General features: G+C 63.6%; 19 protein-coding genes and 1 riboswitch. Of the genes, 8 read left to right on the forward strand and 11 right to left on the reverse strand.

Features of this window, described 5'->3' with window-relative positions; genetic code table 11:
• Nucleotides 1-38 precede the first annotated feature (38 nt).
• Nucleotides 39-971: a carbohydrate kinase family protein gene (locus tag ACTYOL_RS25305; RefSeq protein ID WP_444757267.1), complete on the forward strand. Its 933-nt coding sequence runs from the start codon at nt 39-41 to the stop codon at nt 969-971.
• A 3-nt stretch (nt 972-974) separates the two neighbouring features.
• On the opposite strand, the gene ACTYOL_RS25310 is transcribed toward ACTYOL_RS25305, so the two are convergent.
• The 7 genes from ACTYOL_RS25310 to tkt form a co-directional block, all read right to left on the reverse strand.
• Nucleotides 975-3,098 carry a putative bifunctional diguanylate cyclase/phosphodiesterase gene (locus ACTYOL_RS25310; protein WP_444757268.1) on the reverse strand — a complete coding sequence of 708 codons (2,124 nt, stop codon included), beginning with the start codon at nt 3,096-3,098 and terminating at the stop codon, nt 975-977.
• Nucleotides 3,099-3,313: 215 nt separating this feature from the next.
• Nucleotides 3,314-4,378: a class II fructose-bisphosphate aldolase gene (fba, locus tag ACTYOL_RS25315; protein WP_009399343.1), complete on the reverse strand. Its 1,065-nt coding sequence runs from the start codon at nt 4,376-4,378 to the stop codon at nt 3,314-3,316.
• A gap of 100 nt (nt 4,379-4,478) precedes the next feature.
• Nucleotides 4,479-4,808 carry an MliC family protein gene (locus tag ACTYOL_RS25320; RefSeq protein ID WP_444757269.1) on the reverse strand — a complete coding sequence of 110 codons (330 nt, stop codon included), beginning with the start codon at nt 4,806-4,808 and terminating at the stop codon, nt 4,479-4,481.
• A 79-nt stretch (nt 4,809-4,887) separates the two neighbouring features.
• Entirely contained in the window at nt 4,888-5,139 is a 252-nt protein-coding gene (locus tag ACTYOL_RS25325; protein ID WP_371105668.1) for a hypothetical protein, read from the reverse strand.
• Complete coding sequence (locus ACTYOL_RS25330; protein ID WP_063546513.1) at nt 5,139-6,302, reverse strand: phosphoglycerate kinase; 1,164 nt, start codon at nt 6,300-6,302, stop codon at nt 5,139-5,141. Before ACTYOL_RS25330 ends, ACTYOL_RS25325 begins: the two co-directional genes overlap by 1 nt.
• Nucleotides 6,303-6,314: 12 nt before the next feature.
• On the reverse strand, nt 6,315-7,376 hold the full coding sequence (gene epd, locus ACTYOL_RS25335) for an erythrose-4-phosphate dehydrogenase (protein ID WP_153774251.1): 1,062 nt from the start codon (nt 7,374-7,376) through the stop codon (nt 6,315-6,317).
• A 151-nt stretch (nt 7,377-7,527) separates the two neighbouring features.
• The gene (gene tkt / locus ACTYOL_RS25340; RefSeq protein ID WP_444757270.1) at nt 7,528-9,525 is read right to left on the reverse strand and encodes a transketolase; all 1,998 of its coding nucleotides are present in this window, start codon (nt 9,523-9,525) and stop codon (nt 7,528-7,530) included.
• 279 nt (nt 9,526-9,804) lie between these two features.
• Between tkt and ACTYOL_RS25345 the strand changes: the two genes are divergently transcribed.
• The 3 genes from ACTYOL_RS25345 to ACTYOL_RS25355 all read left to right on the forward strand — a co-directional run bounded on the left by ACTYOL_RS25345 (nt 9,805) and on the right by ACTYOL_RS25355 (nt 12,606).
• Complete coding sequence (locus ACTYOL_RS25345) at nt 9,805-10,803, forward strand: metalloregulator ArsR/SmtB family transcription factor (protein ID WP_065863846.1); 999 nt, start codon at nt 9,805-9,807, stop codon at nt 10,801-10,803.
• 12 nt (nt 10,804-10,815) lie between these two features.
• Complete coding sequence (gene metK / locus ACTYOL_RS25350) at nt 10,816-12,006, forward strand: methionine adenosyltransferase (protein WP_054894817.1); 1,191 nt, start codon at nt 10,816-10,818, stop codon at nt 12,004-12,006.
• A gap of 204 nt (nt 12,007-12,210) precedes the next feature.
• Nucleotides 12,211-12,606 (forward strand): DUF1090 domain-containing protein, encoded by a 396-nt coding sequence (locus ACTYOL_RS25355; RefSeq protein WP_054894818.1) that lies wholly within the window; start codon nt 12,211-12,213, stop codon nt 12,604-12,606.
• Between the two features lie 46 nt (nt 12,607-12,652).
• Here ACTYOL_RS25355 and ACTYOL_RS25360 read toward each other — a convergent pair whose 3' ends face one another.
• Nucleotides 12,653-13,099, reverse strand: coding sequence for a c-type cytochrome (locus ACTYOL_RS25360; protein WP_200602778.1), 447 nt, complete (start codon nt 13,097-13,099; stop codon nt 12,653-12,655).
• A 119-nt stretch (nt 13,100-13,218) separates the two neighbouring features.
• Here ACTYOL_RS25360 and mltA point away from each other — a divergent pair, with 119 nt between their 5' ends.
• The gene (mltA, locus tag ACTYOL_RS25365) at nt 13,219-14,370 is read left to right on the forward strand and encodes a murein transglycosylase A (protein ID WP_444757271.1); all 1,152 of its coding nucleotides are present in this window, start codon (nt 13,219-13,221) and stop codon (nt 14,368-14,370) included.
• Between the two features lie 39 nt (nt 14,371-14,409).
• Here mltA and ACTYOL_RS25370 read toward each other — a convergent pair whose 3' ends face one another.
• On the reverse strand, nt 14,410-14,796 hold the full coding sequence (locus ACTYOL_RS25370; protein WP_054894820.1) for an MAPEG family protein: 387 nt from the start codon (nt 14,794-14,796) through the stop codon (nt 14,410-14,412).
• Nucleotides 14,797-14,820: 24 nt separating this feature from the next.
• A complete protein-coding gene (locus tag ACTYOL_RS25375; RefSeq protein ID WP_444757272.1) occupies nt 14,821-15,654 on the reverse strand; it encodes an EamA family transporter in 834 nt (277 codons plus the stop codon).
• Nucleotides 15,655-15,983: 329 nt separating this feature from the next.
• On the opposite strand from ACTYOL_RS25375, the gene ACTYOL_RS25380 reads away from it, so the two are divergent.
• Nucleotides 15,984-17,219 (forward strand): cation:proton antiporter, encoded by a 1,236-nt coding sequence (locus ACTYOL_RS25380; RefSeq protein ID WP_065863852.1) that lies wholly within the window; start codon nt 15,984-15,986, stop codon nt 17,217-17,219.
• Nucleotides 17,220-17,277: 58 nt separating this feature from the next.
• Here ACTYOL_RS25380 and ACTYOL_RS25385 read toward each other — a convergent pair whose 3' ends face one another.
• Nucleotides 17,278-17,679, reverse strand: a complete 402-nt coding sequence (locus ACTYOL_RS25385; RefSeq protein WP_054894823.1) for an acyl-CoA thioesterase — start codon at nt 17,677-17,679, stop codon at nt 17,278-17,280.
• Between the two features lie 179 nt (nt 17,680-17,858).
• Nucleotides 17,859-17,954, forward strand: a riboswitch (S-adenosyl-L-homocysteine riboswitch).
• A gap of 21 nt (nt 17,955-17,975) precedes the next feature.
• On the opposite strand from ACTYOL_RS25385, the gene ahcY reads away from it, so the two are divergent.
• Both ahcY and metF read left to right on the forward strand, forming a co-directional pair.
• Nucleotides 17,976-19,385 carry an adenosylhomocysteinase gene (gene ahcY, locus ACTYOL_RS25390; protein WP_065863853.1) on the forward strand — a complete coding sequence of 470 codons (1,410 nt, stop codon included), beginning with the start codon at nt 17,976-17,978 and terminating at the stop codon, nt 19,383-19,385.
• A 131-nt stretch (nt 19,386-19,516) separates the two neighbouring features.
• Entirely contained in the window at nt 19,517-20,362 is an 846-nt protein-coding gene (gene metF, locus ACTYOL_RS25395) for a methylenetetrahydrofolate reductase [NAD(P)H] (protein ID WP_065863854.1), read from the forward strand.
• Nucleotides 20,363-20,396 lie beyond the last annotated feature (34 nt).

The following is a 20,396-nucleotide window of genomic DNA, read 5'->3' on the forward strand; positions in this document are numbered from 1 at the left end:
CAGGTATCCTGCCCGCTTACTTCGTTTCGGAGAATTTCATGTACCTGGTCTGTGGCGAAGCCCTGTTCGATGTGTTCAGCCTGGATGACAGCCCGCGCAGCAGCGAGCTGGGCTTCAAGGCGATTGCCGGCGGCTCGCCGTTCAACGTCGCGGTCGGCCTGCGCCGGCTGGGCGTGGAGTCGGCGTTGTTCGGCGGGCTGTCCAGCGACTACCTGGGCGCACGCCTGCGTCGGGTGCTGGAAGAGGAAAAGGTCGATTGCAGTTACCTGGTGACCAGCGATGCACCGACCACCCTGGCCATGGTCGGGCTGGATGCCAACGGCTCGGCGCAGTACCAGTTCCGCGGCGAAGGCTGCGCCGACCGGCAGGTGCGCCTCGAGCACCTGCCGGCGCTCGATGAACAGGTGCGCGGCCTGCACGTGGGCTCCTACACCCTGGTGGTCACGCCGGTGGCGGATACATTACTGGCGCTGGTGCAGCGCGAAAGCGCACACCGGCTGATCAGCCTCGACCCCAATGTACGCCTCAACCCGCAGCCCGACGTGGCGTTGTGGCGACGCCAGGTGCAAGCCTTCGCGGCCCACGCCCACCTGATCAAGGCCAGCGAGGAAGACCTCGCGCTGCTCTATCCGGATCGCACGCCGTCCGAGGTGGCCCGTGGCTGGCTGAACGACCGCTGCCGACTGGTGTTCATCACCCACGGAGCAGACGGCGCCAGCGTGCATTGCGCGCACGGCTCATGGACACAACCTGCGGATGCCTCGCTGACGGTGCAAGACACAGTCGGTGCTGGCGATACCTTCCAGGCGGCGGTGCTGAGCTACCTCGCCCGCATGGGGGCAGACAGCCCTGCCGGGCTGGCGGCGCTTGAACGCGAGACGATCGATGGCATGCTGGGCTTTGCCATTCGTGCGGCGGCGATCACCTGTTCACGGGTCGGGCCGGATCTGCCGTTTGCGCATGAGCTGTAGGGCTCACGCCGTTACGCGCCACGGATACACCGTCGGAAAACCACGCGCGTCGCCTGCCGTCATTGGCCGCGCAACCAGGAAGCCCTGCACGTAGGCGCAGCCGCTGTCGCGCAACCACTGCGCCTGGGCGTCTGTTTCCACGCCCTCGGCGATCACCGTGATGCCGTAGTCGGCGCACAGCGCGATGACACTGCGCACCAGCGCCGTATCGACCTTCGAATCGGGCAGCCGGGCGACCAGGTGGCGGTCGAGCTTCAGGGTGTCGATCGGCAGGTCGCGCAGCATGCGCAGCGAGCAATCCCCTGCGCCGAAGTCATCCAGCGCCACGCGCACGCCCAGTTCGCGCAAACGCTTCACCTGCTTGGCCGCCGCGTCGATGTCGTACATCAACGAGGTTTCCGCCACCTCCACTTCCAGTTGCGCAGGCTCCAGGCCGTACTCCTGGATCGCCCGCCGCAGTTCATCGACCAGGTTCGGCTGGGTGAACTGCGCGCGGCTCAGGCTGATACCCAGCACTACATCGTCGGCGAACACCTGACGCCACTCGTGACGCTGGGACGCGCCCTCGCTGTAGATCCAGCTCGCCAGCCGATGGATGAGACGCGCCTCCTCCAGCAACGGAATGAACAGCCCCGGCGGCACATCGCCGACACTGGGGTGCTGCCAGCGCAGCAGCGCCTCGAAGCCACGCAGGCGTCCGTCGGCGAACCCCACCTGTGGCTGGTAGACCAAGGTGAAGTCCTTGTGCTCGATGGCGGTACGCACACTATCCTCGAGCATCAGCCGCGAGCGGGCGCGGCCGTTGAGCTCCTGGTCATAGAAGCGATACTGCTGGCGCCCGGCGCGCTTGGCGGCATACATCGCCGCATCGCCAGCGCGCAGCAGGCCTTCGACGGTGGCGCCGCAATCGGGGTAGGTGGCGATGCCGATACTGACGCCAAGACTGACATCCTGGCCGTCCACCTGCGGACAGCTGGACATGCGCTCGATCAGGGTCTCGGCGTACCGGCCTGCGTGCTCCGCATAGGGCAAGCCATCGAACAACGCCGTGAACTCATCGCCGCCCATGCGCCCGAGCAACGCCTGGCTGCCCAGGCAGTCCTTGAGTTGTTCGGCGACCCAGCGCAAGACCTGGTCGCCCGCCTCGTGGCCCAGTGAATCGTTGATTCGCTTGAAACCATCCAGATCCATGTACATCAAGGCCTGGACCTTGCCGGATCGTGCGTTGTGCAGCAATGCACCTTCTGCCGTCTGGTAGAAACCGCGGCGGTTGAGCAGGCCGGTCAGCGGGTCGGTCACCGCCTGGTGTTGCAGTTGCTGGTGCAGGCTGCGCACCACCGACATGTCCAGTACGGTCACCACCATGGCCTTCTGTTCAGGGGGCAACGGCGCGCACGACAGCGCCACCGGAATCAGCGGCCCCTCGGGCGGACGCAACTGGGCATCGTGCACGCGGAAGATCTGCCGCCCAAGGTAAGCCTGGTAGAAGTCCGAGTCGCGCCACAACGCGGCGCTGGGCAGTTGGATCAGGTCCAGGAGATGGGCGCCCTGCAGTTTGTCCACCGTCACCTGCAGCAGACGCGAGATGGCGGGGTTGGCAAAACTGATATCACCCGCCTCGTCGACCACCAGGATACCCTCGGCGGCGTTCTCCAGAATCGAGGCATTGAATGCACGGGCCGACTCCAGTTCACGGCTCAGTCGCTGCAGCATGCGGCGGTTGCGCTGCTGTTCGAGCAGGGCCTGCACCTTGGGCTTGAGAATCTGCGGATCGAAGGGCTTGAACAGGTAGTCCACCGCGCCACTGGCATAGCCCTTGAGCACGGCAGCTTCGGACTGTTCATTGGCGGTAAGGAAGATGATCGGGGTCAGGCGCGTGCGTTGGCTGCCGCGCATCAAGCGGGCGACCTCGAAGCCATCCATCTCGGGCATCTGTACATCGAGCAGGACCAGGTCCACTTCGTGTTCCAGCAACGTGCTCAGTGCTTCCATCCCTGAGCTTGCAGTGAGTACTTGCCAATCCTGTCGAGCCAACAAGGCCCGCATGCTGATCAGGTTTTCCGGGTAGTCATCGACCACCAGCAGTACTGAGCTGCCTTCCGGTGCCGCGGGTTGAGCTCCATCCATGCCGCTTCTCTTGTCCGACCGACTTCGTCTTGTAATTGGATCCGATTCTCTACTCTAGACGCGACTTTGCAGGACGCAATGCAATCAGTTCGCTATCAATGGTTAAAGTGAAAATAGCCGACTAATGGTCAGCGCGCCTTGGCTTTCGCGTATCTGCCACCGTCCGGCCATAAAAAAACCCGCATTTCTGCGGGTTCTTCTGGGCTATCAGCGGATCAGTTGACCTTTGCGGCCAGCTCGCCCTTGGCGTAACGCAGGTACATCTCATCCAGCGAAACCGGCTTGATCTTCGACGCGTTGCCAGCGGTACCGAAGGCTTCGTAACGCGCGATGCAGATGTCACGCATGGCTTCGACGGTCTTGGCGAAGTACTTGCGCGGGTCGAACTCGGACTTGTTCTGCTCCAGGAAGCGACGAATCGCGCCAGTGGACGCCAGACGCAGGTCGGTGTCGATGTTGACCTTGCGCACGCCGTGCTTGATGCCTTCGACGATCTCTTCGACCGGCACGCCGTAGGTCTCTTTGATGTCGCCGCCGAACTCGTTGATGATCGCCAGCCAGTCCTGCGGAACCGACGAGGAACCGTGCATCACCAGGTGAGTGTTGGGGATACGCTGGTGGATCGCCTTGATGCGGTCGATCGCCAGGATGTCGCCGGTAGGCGGCTTGGTGAACTTGTAGGCGCCGTGGCTGGTGCCGATGGCGATGGCCAGGGCATCGACCTGGGTCTTCTTGACGAAGTCGGCAGCCTCTTCCGGGTCGGTCAGCATCTGGCTGTGGTCCAGGATGCCTTCGGCGCCGACGCCGTCTTCTTCACCGGCCTGGCCGGTTTCCAGGCTGCCCAGGCAACCCAGCTCGCCTTCCACCGATACACCGCAAGCGTGGGCGAATGCCACGGTCTGCTGGGTGACGCGCACGTTGTATTCGTAGTCGGACGGGGTCTTGCCGTCTTCACGCAGCGAGCCGTCCATCATTACCGAGCTGAAGCCCAGCTGGATCGAGCGCTGGCACACGTCAGGGCTGGTGCCGTGGTCCTGGTGCATGCACACCGGGATGTGCGGGAATTCTTCGATCGCCGCCAGGATCAGGTGACGCAGGAAGGGAGCACCGGCGTACTTGCGAGCACCGGCGGAGGCCTGGACGATGACCGGAGAGTCGGTCTTGTCGGCGGCTTCCATGATGGCGCGCATCTGCTCGAGGTTGTTGACGTTGAAAGCTGGAACGCCGTAGCCGAACTCGGCGGCGTGGTCCAGCATCTGGCGCATGCTAATGAGTGCCATTGTGTATCTCTCTCCCGACAAGCGTCGTTGTTTCGTGCAAGCCTGCCGCAGGGGCGGTTGCTGTTCAAGTAGTTGTGGACCACCGTCGCGGTCCGGCCAATCACGGTGCCTTGCAGCCCCGCCCAATCAGATCGTTGGTCGCTTCCCAGTACACCAGGCCTTCATTACCCTTGGTGTGGAAGGCAAGCACGCCATCGCTGTACAGCGCGCCCGAGGCGCCGGGCTCGGCCTTGAGCCGGTAGACCTGGTCAGCGCCGCCGAGGCGAACGTCGACCGACGGCTGCGAGGTGTCGGCGAAGCGCCACAGCACTTCGGCCTGGCTGTCGCAGACCCAGCGGGTCCAGTTGTCCGTCGCGGCAGGTTGCGACGGTTGCAGCAAGGAGCAGCCTGCCAGGGTCGCCAGGGCCAGTACGGCCAGCAGCGCTTTCATTGAGTATCCTCGCTTCGAGGCCAGGGTGTGACCTTCTGTTCAAGACCACAAAACAGCCCATCGGTTGCCCGCTGTCCGATCAAGGGCAGCCAGGCGCCTTGCGCTGGTGTTCTTCGTCGTACTTCTCAAGCCCGTCCGGCCCCAGGCGCTTGTTGATCACCGGTACCGTCTCCGCCTGCCACTGCGACTGGTAACAGCCGCCCTTTGGCTCGCCGGCGGGCTCGCTTTGCGGGGCGCCGCCACTGGAGCAGGCACCCAGCAACAAGGCCACGATCATCACAGGCAATTGCTTGACCATCAGGTCGCTCCCTTTGCCAGGCGCCGTCACTATCAGGCCTTGGCCCGTTCTTCCAGGATTGCCACGGCAGGCAGGACCTTGCCCTCGACGAATTCGAGGAACGCACCGCCACCGGTAGAAATGTAGGAGATATCAGCCCCGACGCCATACTTGTCGATGGCCGCCAGGGTGTCGCCACCACCCGCGATGGAGAACGCGGCGCTTTCGGCGATGGCCTTGGCCAGCACTTTAGTGCCGTTGCCGAACTGGTCGAACTCGAACACACCGACCGGGCCGTTCCACAGGATGGTCTTCGACGACTTCAGCAGCTCGGCGAAATTGGCGGCGGTCTGCGGGCCGATATCGAGGATCATGTCGTCGGCGGCCACGTCAGCAATAGCCTTGACGGTGGCTTCGGCGCTCTCGGCGAACTCCTTGGCAACGACCACATCGACCGGCAGCGGTACGCTGACCTTGGCGGCGATGGCCTTGGCGGTCTCGACCAGGTCAGGCTCGTACAGCGACTTGCCGACCGGGTGACCGGCCGCGGCGAGGAAGGTATTGGCGATGCCGCCGCCGACGATCAGCTGGTCGCAGACGGTCGACAGGCTGTTGAGCACGTCGAGCTTGGTCGAGACCTTGGAGCCGGCAACGATGGCCGCCATGGGCTTGGCCGGCGCCTTCAGGGCCTTGCCCAGGGCGTCCAGCTCGGCCGCCAGCAGCGGGCCAGCAGCGGCGACCTTGGCGAACTTGGCCACACCGTGGGTGGAACCCTCGGCGCGGTGGGCGGTGCCGAAGGCGTCCATGACGAACACGTCGCACAGGGCGGCGTACTTCTGCGCCAGCTCGTCGGCGTTCTTCTTCTCGCCCTTGTTGAAGCGTACGTTTTCGAACAGCACCACCTCACCGGCCTTGACCTCGACGCCGTCGAGATAGTCGGCGACCAACGGCACCGCACGGCCCAGGGCCTTGCTCAGGTAGTCGGCGACCGGCTTGAGGCTGTTTTCCTGGGAGAACTCGCCCTCGGTCGGGCGGCCCAGGTGCGAGCAGACCATCAGCGCAGCACCCTTTTCCAGGGCCAGCTTGATGGTCGGCAGCGCAGCCAGGATACGCGCATCGCTCGTTACCACACCGTCCTTCACAGGCACGTTGAGGTCTTCGCGGATCAGTACGCGCTTACCTTGCAGGTCGAGGTCGGTCATCTTCAACACGGTCATGAATGCAGTCCTTCAGGGCTGTTTGCTGCGGGTTTGGTGGACGACGTGCAGATAATGTTCGGCAACGTCGAGCATACGGTTGGCGAACCCCCATTCGTTGTCGAACCAGGCCAGCAGGTTCACCAGGCGGGGGCCTGAGACGCGGGTCTGGCTGGCATCGACGATGGCCGAATGCGGGTCATGGTTGAAATCACAGCTGGCATGGGGCAGTTCGGTGTAGGCCAGCAGGCCTTTGAGCGGGCCGTCCAGCGCCGCCTCGCGCAGCACCCGGTTGACCTCGGCAGCCGTAGTGTCACGGGCAGTCTGCAGGGTGATGTCCAGGCACGAGACGTTGACGGTCGGCACGCGTACCGCTTTGGCCTGGATTCGCCCGGCAAGTTCCGGCAACAGGCGCTCGATGCCGCGCGCCAGACCAGTGGACACCGGGATCACCGACTGGAACGCCGAACGGGTACGGCGCAGGTCTTCGTGGTGGTAGGCGTCGATCACCGGCTGGTCGTTCATCGCCGAGTGGATGGTGGTGATCTGCACGTACTCGATGCCGAAAGCCTGGTCCAGCACGCGCAGCAGCGGCACGCCGCAGTTGGTGGTGCAGGAGGCGTTCGAGACCAGCAGTTCGTCGCCGGTCAGGCGATGCTGGTTGATACCGTAGACCACCGTGGCATCGATGTCCGCCTCGCTGGCCATCGGCTGCGAGAACAGCACGCGCGGCGCACCGGCTTCGAGAAAACGCTGGCCATCGGCGCGGGTGTTGTAGGCACCGGAGCACTCCAGCACCAGGTCGATGCCCAGCGCGGCCCAGTCGATGCCTTCAGGGGTGGCACTGCGCATGACTTTCACGCAGTCGCCATTGATATGCAGACAGTCGCCGTCAACTCTCACCTCGCCGGGGAACCGCCCGTGGGTGGAGTCGAAGCGCGTCAGGTACTCCAGGCTGGCCTGGTCGGCCAGGTCATTCAACGCAACGATCTCGAAACCGGCCTTCGCCCCCCGCTCGAACAGTGCGCGCAGGACACAGCGGCCGATGCGGCCGTAACCGTTGAGTGCAACTTTGTAGGGACGAGGGTGGGACATTCAGCGCTCACGAAACAGATCGATTGTCGTCAGTCTGCAGGATTTGCGGTGCGGCATTCGCGGGCAAGCCCGCTCCCACAAGGTCAATTGCAACCTCTGTGGGAGCGGGCTTGCCCGCGAACAAGGGCGACACCGCCCGCAGATCGTTACATCAGTCTTCCAGCAGCTCTTCGGCGGTACCCAGGATGTTCTCCAGGGTGAAGCCGAACTCCTCGAACAGCGCGGCGGCCGGGGCCGATTCGCCGTAGGTGGTCATGCCGATGACGCGGCCTTCGAGGCCGACGTACTTGTACCAGAAGTCGGCATGGGCAGCTTCGATGGCGATACGCGCACCGACTTCCAACGGCAGTACCGACTGCTTGTAGGCAGCGTCCTGGGCGTCGAACACGCTGGTGCTTGGCATCGACACGACGCGGACCTTGCGGCCCTGCTCGCTGAGCTTGTCGAACGCCTGGACCGCCAGGCCCACTTCGGAACCGGTGGCGATCAGGATCAGCTCAGGCTCGCCGGCGCAGTCCTTGAGCACGTAGCCGCCACGGGCGATGTCGGCGATCTGCTGGGCGCTGCGCTCCTGGTGCTGCAGGTTCTGACGCGAGAAGATCAGCGCCGAAGGGCCGTCCTTGCGCTCGAGGGCGGCTTTCCAGGAAACGGCCGACTCGACCGCGTCACCCGGACGCCAGGTGTCCAGGTTCGGCGTGCTGCGCAGGCTGGTCAGTTGCTCGATCGGCTGGTGGGTCGGGCCGTCTTCGCCCAGACCGATGGAGTCGTGGGTGTAGACGTGGATGACGCGTTGCTTCATCAGGGCCGACATGCGCACCGCGTTGCGGGCATATTCCATGAACATCAGGAAGGTGGCGCCGTAAGGCACCAGGCCGCCGTGCAGGGCCACGCCGTTCATGATGGCGGTCATGCCGAACTCGCGCACGCCGTAGAACACATAGTTGCCGCTGGCGTCATTGGCCTCGACACCCTTGCACCCTTTCCACAGGGTCAGGTTGGAACCGGCCAGGTCCGCCGAACCACCGAGGAACTCGGGCAGCAGCGGGCCGAAGGCGTTGAGGGTGTTCTGGCTGGCCTTGCGGCTGGCGATGGTCTCGCCCTTGGCGGCGACTTCATTGATGTAGGCCTGGGCCTTCTCGGCGAAGTCGGCCGGCAGGTCGCCAGCAGCGCGGCGCTTGAACTCGGCGGCGAGTTCAGGGAAGGCCTTGGCGTAGGCGTCGAAGCGCTGGTTCCACTCGGCTTCGGCCTTGGCACCGGCTTCCTTGGCGTCCCACTCGGCGTAGATGTCGGCCGGGATTTCGAACGGGCCGTGGTTCCAGTTCAGTTCCTTGCGGGCCAGGGCGATTTCGTCGTTGCCCAGCGGCGCGCCGTGGCAGTCTTCCTTGCCCTGCTTGTTCGGCGAGCCGAAACCGATGATGGTCTTGCAGCAGATGAGGGTCGGACGGTCGCTCTTGCGCGCGGTCTCGATCGCCATCTTGATTTCTTCGGCGTCGTGGCCGTTGACGTTGCGGATGACCTGCCAGTTGTAGGCTTCGAAGCGCGCCGGGGTGTTGTCGGTGAACCAGCCGTGGACTTCGCCGTCGATGGAGATGCCATTGTCGTCGTAGAAGGCGACCAGCTTGTTCAAGCCCAGGGTGCCGGCCAGCGAGGCGACTTCGTGGGAAATACCTTCCATCATGCAGCCATCGCCCAGGAACACGTAGGTGTTGTGGTCGACGATATGGTGGCCTTCACGGTTGAATTGCGCTGCCAGCACTTTCTCGGCGAGGGCGAAACCGACCGCGTTGGCGATGCCCTGGCCGAGCGGGCCAGTGGTGGTCTCGACGCCTGGGGTGTAGCCATATTCCGGGTGGCCCGGGGTACGGCTGTGCAGTTGGCGGAACGCCTTCAGGTCATCGATGGACAGGTCGTAGCCGGTCAGGTGCAGCAGCGAATAGATGAGCATCGAGCCATGGCCGTTGGACAGCACGAAGCGGTCACGGTCGGCGAAATTCGGGTTGCTCGGGTTGTGCTTGAGGTAGTCGCGCCAAAGCACTTCGGCGATATCCGCCATGCCCATGGGGGCACCTGGATGGCCGCTGTTGGCCTTTTGCACGGCATCCATGCTGAGGGCACGAATGGCGTTGGCACGATCACGACGGCTGGGCATCGCTTATCTCCTGAGGCTTGAATAAGTGGTGAAACGAAAAAAGGCGGCCATTTTCGCCCACTGGGGGCCTTCGGGGCAATGACGGATGGTCGCAGTCGGGGATTTTTCCTGTGATTGGGTGGCACTTCGGGTAAAAAACGTGGGACCGGCGTCATGCTTTGCGCGAGTGAACCCACCCACACGCCTCCCGGAGGCAGGCATCAGCCATCCATCAGGCAATATCAAAACTTTTTGATATTGCCTTGCCAGGGCAACGATGCCTGTCTAGACTGCCGCCCCATGAACCTGCGTGCGCAAGCGATACCCCAGCAAAGCGACGCACTGGCTGCCCTGTGCAAGGCCAGTGGCGATGCGCTGCGCCTGAATGTCCTGCGCGCCCTGGCCAGCGACTCGTTCGGCGTACTGGAGCTGGCGCAGATCTTCGACATCGGCCAGTCCGGCATGAGCCACCACCTCAAGGTGCTGGCCCAGGCCGAACTGGTGGCCACGCGCCGTGAAGGCAATGCGATCTTCTATCGCCGCGCCCTGCCCGACAGCCTGCGCCAGGGCGGACGCCTGCATGCGGCCCTGCTCGAAGAAATCGACGAACTGGCCCTGCCGGACGACGTGCAGGCGCGTATTGCCCAGGTGCAGCAGCGCCGCGCGGCCACCAGCCAAGACTTTTTCCAGCGCGTCGAAGAAAAATTCCGTGCCCAGCAGGACCTGATCGCCGGCGTGCCGCAATACCGCGAAAGCCTGCTGTCCCTGCTCGACAAGCTGAGCTTTGGCAGCGACGCCAGCGCCCTGGAGGTTGGCCCCGGCGATGGCGGCTTCCTGCCCGACCTGGCACAGCGCTTCGCCCAGGTCACGGCGATGGACAACAGCCCGACCATGCTCGAGCTGGCGCGCCAGGTCTGCGAACGTGAAGGCCTGGATAATGTAATCCTGCAGTTGGCCGATGCACTGGGTGCAACGGATGTGGAAGCCGACTGCGTTGTGCTGAACATGGTCCTGCACCATTTCAGCGACCCGGCCCTGGCCTTGCGCCTGCTGGCCAAACGGGTGAAGGCGGGCGGCAGCCTGCTGGTCACCGAGCTGTGCAGCCATGACCAGGGGTGGGCGCGGGACGCCTGCGGCGACCTCTGGCTGGGCTTCGAGCAGGACGACCTGGCCCGTTGGGCCAATGCTGCGGGGCTGACCCCAGGGGACAGCCTCTATGTTGGCTTGCGTAACGGTTTCCAGATTCAGGTCCGCCATTTCCAGCGGGCCGCTGGCGACACACACATCGGTAAATTTTAGGAACCCCTCGAGATGAGCGAATACTCCCTTTTCACTTCCGAGTCCGTGTCCGAAGGGCATCCGGACAAGATCGCCGACCAGATTTCCGACGCGGTCCTGGACGCCATCATCGCCCAGGACAAATACGCCCGCGTAGCCTGTGAAACCCTAGTCAAGACCGGTGTCGCCATCATCGCCGGCGAAGTCACCACCTCGGCCTGGGTCGATCTGGAAGACCTGGTGCGCAAGGTCATCATCGACATCGGCTACAACAGCTCCGACGTCGGCTTCGATGGCGCCACCTGCGCCGTGATGAACATCATCGGCAAGCAGTCGGTGGACATCGCCCAGGGCGTCGACCGCTCCAAGCCGGAAGACCAGGGCGCAGGCGACCAGGGCCTGATGTTCGGCTACGCCAGCAACGAAACCGAAGTGCTGATGCCTGCGCCGATCTGCTTCTCGCACCGTCTGGTCGAGCGTCAGGCCGAAGCGCGCAAGTCCAAGCTGCTGCCGTGGCTGCGCCCGGACGCCAAGTCCCAGGTCACCTGCCGCTACGAGAACGGCAAGGTGGTCGGTATCGACGCGGTGGTCCTGTCGACCCAGCACAACCCTGAAGTGTCGCAGAAAGACCTGCAGGAAGCGGTGATGGAGCTGATCGTCAAGCACACCCTGCCGGCCGAACTGCTGCACAAGGGCACCCAGTACCACATCAACCCGACCGGCAACTTCATCATCGGCGGCCCGGTGGGCGACTGCGGCCTGACCGGCCGCAAGATCATCGTCGACTCCTACGGCGGCATGGCCCGTCACGGTGGTGGCGCGTTCTCCGGCAAGGACCCGTCCAAGGTCGACCGCTCCGCCGCCTACGCCGGTCGCTACGTGGCCAAGAACATCGTCGCTGCAGGCCTGGCCGAACGTTGCGAGATCCAGGTCTCCTACGCTATCGGCGTAGCCCAGCCGACCTCCATCTCGATCAACACCTTCGGTACCGGCAAGGTGTCCGACGACAAGATCATCCAGCTGGTGCGCGAGTGCTTCGACCTGCGCCCCTACGCGATCACCACCATGCTCGACCTGCTGCACCCGATGTACCAGGAGACCGCTGCCTACGGTCACTTCGGCCGTGAGCCGCAGCAGAAGACCGTGGGTGACGACACCTTCACCACCTTCACCTGGGAGCGCACCGACCGCGCCGCCGCCCTGCGCGACGCCGCCGGCCTGTAAGCACCCGGCCTGACAAAAGCCCCTGGCGAGTGATCGACAGGGGCTTTTTCGTTTCCAGAAATTACTGCAAGTCCGTGTAATGCACTGATTACGTGGGCACTTTCCTCATCTTGCCAGCGATCAGTCCATTGCGGTTTCCAAATGGGCAAAATCAGGGCAGGATTTCCCTTTTTGCCGCCCTGCCCCGAAAAGAGGCTCTAGTTCATGAAATCAGTTTCCACGCTCGTTCTGCTGGCTGCCGTCGGCCTGGCCGCCGGTCCCCTGCAGGCCGCCCAGCCCGAGCCCGGCCTGACCGGCTGCGCCGCCAAGCGCAGCGCCATCGAAAACCAGTTGAGCGAAGCCCGCGCGCACAACAACAGTGCCCAGGTCGCAGGCCTGGAAAAAGCCCTGAGCGAAGTCACGGCCAACTGCACCGATAGCAGCCTGCGCAAGGAGCGCGAGCAGAAGGTGCTCGACGCCCGGCATGAGGTGAACCAGCGCACCAAGGACCTGGACAAGGCCATGAAGAAGGGCGACTCGGAGAAGATCAACAAGCGCAAGGAAAAGCTCGCCGACGCCAAGAAGGAACTTCAGGAAGCGGTCGACGAACTGGAGCGCTGAGGCCAACGGCAAACGCGGTCGCTCTCACACAGGGCACCGCAGATCATCAATGATTGCGAAACTCGGTATGACAGGCCTTGCACGCAGCCTCGACGCGGTCCATCGGTACCTTCAGCCCAGCAGCATCCAATGGCTGGCTGCGGGTCACACCGACCAGCTCGCCGGTAACGCTCTCGAGCTGGCGGGCCAGGTCATGAAAACGCGCCTGGCGCTCCCAGACCTCAGGCCGGGCGCTGCTATCTCCCCCGTCACGAGCCTGCGGGAAGTGCTGCCAGGGTTCGTGGGCCAGGGTATCGAGCTTTACCGCCCCTTCGGCGAACCTCGCCCCATCGAACGGCAAGCGGCCGCGCAACATGCCGCCCAGGTCTTCACTGGTCTTGAGCATGTCCTTGAAGATTGCCTTGCGCTGGCCCAATGGCGAGTTCGGATCGATACGCTCGCAAGCGGTCAGGGTCAGGGTGGCGAGCAGCACTACGGTCAATCGCTTGAACATCACGGTCTCTTCGGCCTGCATGAACGGGCCGCCAGTATCGCCGCCCGTCGGGCAAAGACCAATAGCCACACAAAAGACAAGGGCGAATGTTCATCTCCGCCCGTAACAGGACCCCGCTTATGAAATCTGCTTTGCGCCCTCTCGCCTGGGTGCTCCCGGCCTTGGCCCTGCTGGCCGGCTGCAACGGCGGCGAGGGCACCAAGCCCGAGCCGCACGCCATCGCCACCTATGCCGGTGCCACCTGGCAAGATTTGCCGAGCGTCACTGACAGCGACCTGGTCGCTGGCTTCCAGGCCTGGCGCAACGGCTGCGAGAAACTCAAGCGCGACCCGGTCTGGGCTGCGACGTGCAGCGCGGCGGCTGCGGTGCCGGGCGATCCCGCCCAGGTACGTGCCTTCCTGCAACAGAACCTGCAGGTCTACGGCCTGCGCTCCGCCGAGAACAACGCCAACGGCCTGATCACCGGTTACTACGAACCGGTCTACCCAGGCAGCCTGACGCGCACCGCACAAGCCCAGGTCCCCGTCTATGGCCCTCCCGACGACATGATCGTGGTCGACCTGGCCAGCGTATACCCGGAGCTCAAGGGCAAACGCCTTCGCGGTCGTATCGAAGGTCGTGTGCTCAAGCCCTACGACACCGCCGAAGTGATCAACCGCCAGGGTGTGAAGGCGCCGGTGCTGGCCTGGCTGACCGACCCGATGGACCTGCAGTTCCTGCAGATCCAGGGCTCCGGTCGCGTGCAACTGGAGAGCGGCCGCCAGCTGCGCCTGGGCTACGCCGACCAGAACGGCCACCCTTACCGACCGATCGGCCGCTGGCTGGTGGACCAGGGCCAGTTGAAGAAAGAAGACGTGACCATGGGCAGCATCCACGCCTGGGCCCAGGCCAACCCACAACGGGTGCCGGAGCTGCTGGCGAGCAACCCGAGCTATGTGTTCTTCGCCGCAGGCCCCGACAGCAACGAGGGCCCGCGCGGCTCGCTCAACGTGCCCTTGACCGCAGGCTACAGCGTGGCCATCGACCCCAAGGTGATTCCACTGGGCAGCCTGCTGTGGCTGTCCACCACCCGACCGGATGGCTCGCCGGTGGTGCGCCCGGTAGGTGCGCAGGACACCGGCGGCGCGATCACCGGCGAGGTGCGCGCCGACCTGTTCTGGGGGACCGGCCCCGAGGCCGGCGAGCTGGCAGGGAACATGAAACAGCAGGGGCAGATCTGGATGCTGTGGCCCAAGGGGGCTGCGCTGCCTGAAGTGCCGAAGGTGCCGTGATCGATGGTTAAGCTATCGCGGGGCAAGCCCGCGATAGCTTCATGCCGATACGACGAACAACGACACGATCAACGCCAATCCGGCGAACCACACCAGCGAGCGCAACGCTGCCCAGTCCGCCAGGTAGCAGATGATGTACAGCAGGCGGCTGGTGATATACAGCACCGCCAGCACATCCTGGGTCACCTGCTCGGCGTTGCCGACGATATCCGCCACCAGCACCGCTGCGGCAAAGGCTGGAAACGCCTCGTAGCCGTTCTGCTGCGCCGCATTGGCGCGCCGAGGCAGGCCCGAGAGCGTGTCGAGAAAGGCTCGCGGATCATGGTTGTCGCTCAAGCCAAAACGGCCACTGGCGACTTTGGCAATCAATGCGCACAAAGGCGGCAGGACCAGGGCGATCAGGATGCACCACAGGGCAACGGTCATGGACAGGCTCCTCGTTCAGAAAGGTCAGAGCTTCATCACCAGCATGCCTGCCAGGACCAGCCCGCAAGCTAGGAGTCTCGGGCCGCCAAAAGGTTCTTTGAGGTAGCGCATGCCCAACAGCACCACCAGGATCACACTGACCTCCCGCAGCGCCGCCGCCTCCGCCACCGACCCCAGATGCATGGCCCACAACACCAGGGCGTAACTCAGCAATACACACAGCCCGACCGCCAATCCAAGTCGCCATTGGCTGCGCCAGAACAGCACGAAGGGTGCACGTCGGGCCACGCCCGCCAGCACCGGGAACGGCCAGGCACTCAGCAGAGTGAGCCAGACCAGGTAATCCCACGGTTTACCCCACAGGCGCACCGCCTGGCCGTCGAACCAGGTGTAACAACCGATACACAGGCCGATCAGCGCCACCACCGGCAGCATCGACCAGGGCAACCGATCACCGCCACCGCCCTGCCAGAGCAGACAAGCCATGCCGCAGGGGATCAGCAGGATGCCAATGATCTGCTGGCCGCTCAGCGACTCACCGGCGAAAGCCAGGGTCAGCCCCAGCACCACCAGCGGCGACAATCCACGCATCAGAGGATAGACCAGGCCCAGGTCACCGACCCGGTAGGCCTTGATCAGCAGGACACGATAGACCTGCTCGGCCAGCGCCGAGGCCAGCAGCCACGGCCAGATCGCGGCCGGAGGGGGCTCGACGAACGCCACCGCGAGCACCGCGAAGAGCAGCGCCACCGCGTCCATGCTGGCGATCACCAGCAGGCGCTCCGCGCTGAACTTGATGAGGGTGTTCCAGGTGGCATGCAACAGGGCCGCGACCAGGACGAGGGAAGTTGCCAGCACGCGTGGAGGTTCCTTAGGCAAGACTCGAGTCACTATATACGCGATCCGGACAGCGCTTGTATGAGCGGGTTTGCCCGCGAAAAATACACCGCGGTGCATGGCACCGGCGAAGCCGGTGTTCGCGGGCAAGCCCGCTCCTACAGAGGGATGCGCTGACCGTCAGATGTTGAACCAGACAGTTGCCCCTACAGGGCCGCTTCAGCCGTGAATTGAGGAACGATCCTGATAATTCCGGTCATAAGGTGTGTCCCGAGTGCTCCGTCAGGCCATCAAAGAACTGCCCGAGCTGTTCGGGTTACGACTTGGAAGCCATTGTCACAGGATTCAGGATGCTTGAATTAGTTGCCGCGTTCATCTGCCTCACCACCCTCCTCACCTATGTGAACTACCGTTTCATCGGCCTGCCGCCCGCCATCGGCGTGATGGTCACCGCCCTGCTGTTCTCACTGATCCTGCAAGGCCTGAGCCTGATCGGCTTTCCCGGCCTGGAGGAGCGCGTCGAAGGCTTGATGAACCAGATCGACTTCAATGACCTGCTGATGCACTGGATGCTGTCGTTCCTGCTGTTCGCGGGCGCGTTGCACGTCAACCTCGGCGACCTGCGCAGCTACCGCTGGCCAATCGGCCTGCTCGCCACCATCGGCGTTCTGATCGCTACCGTGGTAATCGGCTATCTCGCCCACTGGGTGTTCGCGATGTTCGGCTGGGACGTACCGCTGATCTACTGCCTGCTCTTCGGCGCGCTGATCTCGCCGACCGACCCCATCGCGGTGCTCGGTGCACTGCGTACCGCCAACGCCTCCAAACCGCTGAAGACCACCATCGTCGGTGAGTCGCTGTTCAACGACGGCACCGCGGTGGTGGTGTTCACCGTGCTGCTGGGCATCATCCAGCTCGGCGAGACGCCAAGCGTTTCCGACACCGCCATCCTGTTCGCCCGCGAAGCCGTAGGCGGCGTGGTGTTCGGTGGGCTGATCGGCTACGCCACCTACCGCATGATCAAGAGCATCGAGCAGTATCAGGTCGAGGTGATGCTGACCTTGGCGCTGGTGATCGGCGGCTCGGCCATGTGCTACGAACTGCACGTGTCGGCGCCGATCGCCATGGTGGTAGCCGGCCTGATCATCGGCAACCTGGGGCGTAACCTGGCGATGAACGACATGACCCGTCGTTACATGGACGGTTTCTGGGAGCTGATCGACGACATGCTCAACGCCCTGCTCTTCGCCCTGATCGGCCTGGAGCTGTTGCTGCTGCCGTTCAACTGGCTGCACCTGGCAGCGGGTGGCGTGCTTGCGGTCGCGGTGCTGGCATCGCGCCTGTTGACCGTGGCACCAGCCATCGTCTTGCTGCGGCGCTGGCGCGAAGTGCCACGTGGCACGGTGCGGGTATTGACCTGGGGAGGCTTGCGCGGGGGTGTATCGGTGGCCCTGGCGCTGTCGCTGCCGGTGGGCGACGAACGCGACCTGCTGCTGTCGATCACCTACATCGTGGTGCTGTCGTCGATCCTGGTGCAGGGGCTGACAATCGGCAAGGTGGTGCGACGGGTAAGCGCCCAGCCGTGATTACGATGGCGCGCACTTCGCGGGCAAGCTCGCGAAGTGCGCCGCACGGTTTCCAGCTCTACTCCACCGCCGAATCCGGGAACTGATCCTGGATGTACTTGATCTCGGTGCGCCCGTGCGGTGCCGGCAGGCCATCCTCGCCCAGATTGACGAAGACCATCTTGTCGACGGTGAGGATGCTCTTGCGGGTGATCTTGTTGCGCACTTCGCACTGCAGGGTGATCGAGGTGCGACCGAACTCGGTGGCGGTGATACCCAGCTCGATGATCTCGCCCTGGCGCGAGGCGCTGACGAAGTTGATCTCGGAAATATACTTGGTCACCACCCGCTGGTTGCCCAACTGGACGATGGCGTAGATCGCCGCTTCCTCGTCGATCCAGCGCAACAGGCTGCCACCGAACAGGGTGCCGTTGGGATTGAGGTCTTCGGGTTTTACCCATTTGCGCGTGTGGAAATTCATTACAACTCCTGACGTGCCTGACTGACGTGGGGTAATGATGGCAGACCCGCCGGTCAGCCTCCATTGAACATCGACTATCGTCGCGATAAATCGACAGAAAGTCTTGGGTGTGTCACACGGGCGCGGCTATAATCTCGCCGTTTTCCAATGGCCACCCGCTGCGGTGGTCATCCCGCCACCTGTCCGAGGGGCGCTGCAGCAGGTTCACCTGTCAGGCTCGGATGGGGCGTTGTCCGCTGCTGCGGACGCTCAACGCACAACGGCGCCCATTCGCACACTACGAATGGAGGCTCTTCATGAGCGCTGTAAACACGCCCGCTGGTTTTTCCGACTTCAAGGTCGCCGACATCTCCCTGGCCGACTGGGGCCGCAAGGAAGTCATCATCGCCGAATCGGAAATGCCCGCACTGATGGGCCTGCGCCGCAAGTATCAAGCCGAGCAACCGCTCAAGGGCGCCAAGATCATCGGCTGCATCCACATGACCATCCAGACCGCCGTGCTGATCGAGACCCTCATCGCCCTGGGCGCCGAAGTGCGCTGGTCGTCCTGCAACATCTTCTCCACCCAGGACCAGGCTGCTGCCGCCATCGCCGCTGCCGGTATCCCGGTGTTCGCCTGGAAAGGCGAAACCGAGCAGGAGTACGAGTGGTGCATCGAGCAGACCATCCTGAAAGATGGCCAGCCCTGGGACGCCAACATGGTTCTGGACGACGGCGGTGACCTGACCGAAATCCTGCACAAGAAATACCCGGCCATGCTGGACAAGATCCACGGCGTGACCGAAGAGACCACCACTGGCGTGCACCGCCTGCTGGACATGCTAGCCAAAGGCGAGCTGAAAGTCCCGGCGATCAACGTCAACGACTCGGTCACCAAGAGCAAGAACGACAACAAGTACGGCTGCCGTCACAGCCTGAACGACGCCATCAAGCGCGGCACCGACCACCTGCTGTCGGGCAAGCAGGCCCTGGTGATCGGCTACGGCGACGTGGGCAAGGGCTCGGCCCAGTCCCTGCGTCAGGAAGGCATGATCGTGAAGGTCACCGAAGTCGACCCGATCTGCGCCATGCAGGCCTGCATGGACGGCTTCGAAGTGGTCTCGCCGTTCAAGGACGGTATCAACACCGGTACCGAAGCTGGCATCAACAAGGACCTGCTGGGCCGCATCGACCTGATCGTCACCACCACCGGTAACGTCAACGTCTGCGACGCCAACATGCTCAAGGCCCTGAAAAAGCGCGCAGTGGTCTGCAACATCGGTCACTTCGACAACGAGATCGACACCGCCTTCATGCGCAAGAACTGGGCATGGGAAGAGGTCAAGCCACAGGTGCACAAGATCCACCGCACCGGCGCCGGCACCTTCGATCCGCAGAATGACGACTACCTGATCCTGCTGGCCGAAGGTCGTCTGGTGAACCTGGGCAACGCCACCGGCCACCCGAGCCGCATCATGGACGGCTCGTTCGCCAACCAGGTACTGGCGCAGATCTTCCTGTTCGAGCAGAAGTTCGCCGAGCTGCCAGCTGCGAAGAAGGCCGAGCGCCTGACCGTCGAAGTGCTGCCCAAGAAGCTCGACGAAGAAGTGGCCCTGGAAATGGTCCGCGGCTTCGGCGGTGTAGTCACCCAGCTGACCCCACAGCAGGCCGAGTACATCGGCGTGACTGTCGAAGGCCCGTTCAAGCCCGACGCGTACCGCTACTAAGCGGCGAGCGGCGTGCACTGCGCGCCGCAGCAGCGCAAGGATCTGAACGACGCCCAAGCCAGATCGGCCATCACCGATCTGGCTTTTATTTGCAGCTTGGCGCTTGAAGCACGCTGCCAGAGGAACGACCGATGTCCCAGGAACGCCGCTACAGTTTCGAGTTCTTCCCGACCAAGACCGATGCCGGTCACGAAAAACTCATGGCCGTTGCCCGTCAACTGGCCACCTATAACCCCGACTTCTTCTCCTGCACCTACGGCGCCGGCGGCTCGACTCGCGACCGCACGCTGAACACCGTGCTGCAACTGGAAAACGAAGTGAAGGTCCCGGCAGCCCCGCACCTGTCGTGCGTCGGCGACAGCAAGGACGACCTGCGCGCCCTGATCGCCGAATACAAGGCGGCCGGAATCAAGCGCATCGTCGCCCTGCGCGGTGACCTGCCATCCGGCATGGGCATGGCCAGTGGCGAATTGCGCCATGCCAGCGACCTGGTCGAGTTCATCCGCCAGGAAACCGGTGACCACTTCCACCTGGAAGTTGCCGCCTACCCCGAAATGCACCCGCAGGCGCACAACTTCGAGGACGACCTGGCCAACTTCGTACACAAGGTCAAGGCCGGTGCCGACAGCGCCATCACCCAGTACTTCTTCAACGCCGACAGCTACTTCTACTTCGTCGAGCGCGTACAGAAGCTGGGCGTGGATATTCCGGTAGTGCCCGGCATCATGCCGATCACCAACTACAGCAAGCTGGCGCGCTTCTCCGACGCCTGTGGTGCCGAGATTCCGCGCTGGATCCGCAAGCAGTTGGAAGCCTACGGCGACGATGCCGCCAGCATCCAGGCATTCGGTGAAGAAGTGATCAGCAAGATGTGCGAAGAGCTGCTGCAAGGTGGCGCACCGGGCCTGCACTTCTACACGCTGAACCAGGCCGAGCCGAGCCTGGCGATCTGGAACAATCTCAAGCTGCCACGCTGAAACCTTTTGGTAACAACAGCTTAAGAAATGATTA

It is taken from the genome of Pseudomonas sp. A014 (assembly GCF_052378495.1).
GTDB lineage: Bacteria > Pseudomonadota > Gammaproteobacteria > Pseudomonadales > Pseudomonadaceae > Aquipseudomonas > Aquipseudomonas machongensis.

Excerpts from the sequence above, each read along its gene's own strand:
- ACTYOL_RS25305 (WP_444757267.1), top strand. The coding sequence starts at position 39 with ATGTACCTGGTCTGTGGCGAAGCCCTGTTCGATGTGTTCAGCCTGGAT.
- ACTYOL_RS25310 (WP_444757268.1), bottom strand. The coding sequence starts at position 3,098 with ATGGATGGAGCTCAACCCGCGGCACCGGAAGGCAGCTCAGTACTGCTG.
- fba (WP_009399343.1), bottom strand. The coding sequence starts at position 4,378 with ATGGCACTCATTAGCATGCGCCAGATGCTGGACCACGCCGCCGAGTTC.
- ACTYOL_RS25320 (WP_444757269.1), bottom strand. The coding sequence starts at position 4,808 with ATGAAAGCGCTGCTGGCCGTACTGGCCCTGGCGACCCTGGCAGGCTGC.
- ACTYOL_RS25330 (WP_063546513.1), bottom strand. The coding sequence starts at position 6,302 with ATGACCGTGTTGAAGATGACCGACCTCGACCTGCAAGGTAAGCGCGTA.
- epd (WP_153774251.1), bottom strand. The coding sequence starts at position 7,376 with ATGTCCCACCCTCGTCCCTACAAAGTTGCACTCAACGGTTACGGCCGC.
- tkt (WP_444757270.1), bottom strand. The coding sequence starts at position 9,525 with ATGCCCAGCCGTCGTGATCGTGCCAACGCCATTCGTGCCCTCAGCATG.
- ACTYOL_RS25345 (WP_065863846.1), top strand. The coding sequence starts at position 9,805 with ATGAACCTGCGTGCGCAAGCGATACCCCAGCAAAGCGACGCACTGGCT.
- metK (WP_054894817.1), top strand. The coding sequence starts at position 10,816 with ATGAGCGAATACTCCCTTTTCACTTCCGAGTCCGTGTCCGAAGGGCAT.
- ACTYOL_RS25355 (WP_054894818.1), top strand. The coding sequence starts at position 12,211 with ATGAAATCAGTTTCCACGCTCGTTCTGCTGGCTGCCGTCGGCCTGGCC.
- ACTYOL_RS25360 (WP_200602778.1), bottom strand. The coding sequence starts at position 13,099 with ATGTTCAAGCGATTGACCGTAGTGCTGCTCGCCACCCTGACCCTGACC.
- mltA (WP_444757271.1), top strand. The coding sequence starts at position 13,219 with ATGAAATCTGCTTTGCGCCCTCTCGCCTGGGTGCTCCCGGCCTTGGCC.
- ACTYOL_RS25370 (WP_054894820.1), bottom strand. The coding sequence starts at position 14,796 with ATGACCGTTGCCCTGTGGTGCATCCTGATCGCCCTGGTCCTGCCGCCT.
- ACTYOL_RS25380 (WP_065863852.1), top strand. The coding sequence starts at position 15,984 with ATGCTTGAATTAGTTGCCGCGTTCATCTGCCTCACCACCCTCCTCACC.
- ACTYOL_RS25385 (WP_054894823.1), bottom strand. The coding sequence starts at position 17,679 with ATGAATTTCCACACGCGCAAATGGGTAAAACCCGAAGACCTCAATCCC.
- ahcY (WP_065863853.1), top strand. The coding sequence starts at position 17,976 with ATGAGCGCTGTAAACACGCCCGCTGGTTTTTCCGACTTCAAGGTCGCC.
- metF (WP_065863854.1), top strand. The coding sequence starts at position 19,517 with ATGTCCCAGGAACGCCGCTACAGTTTCGAGTTCTTCCCGACCAAGACC.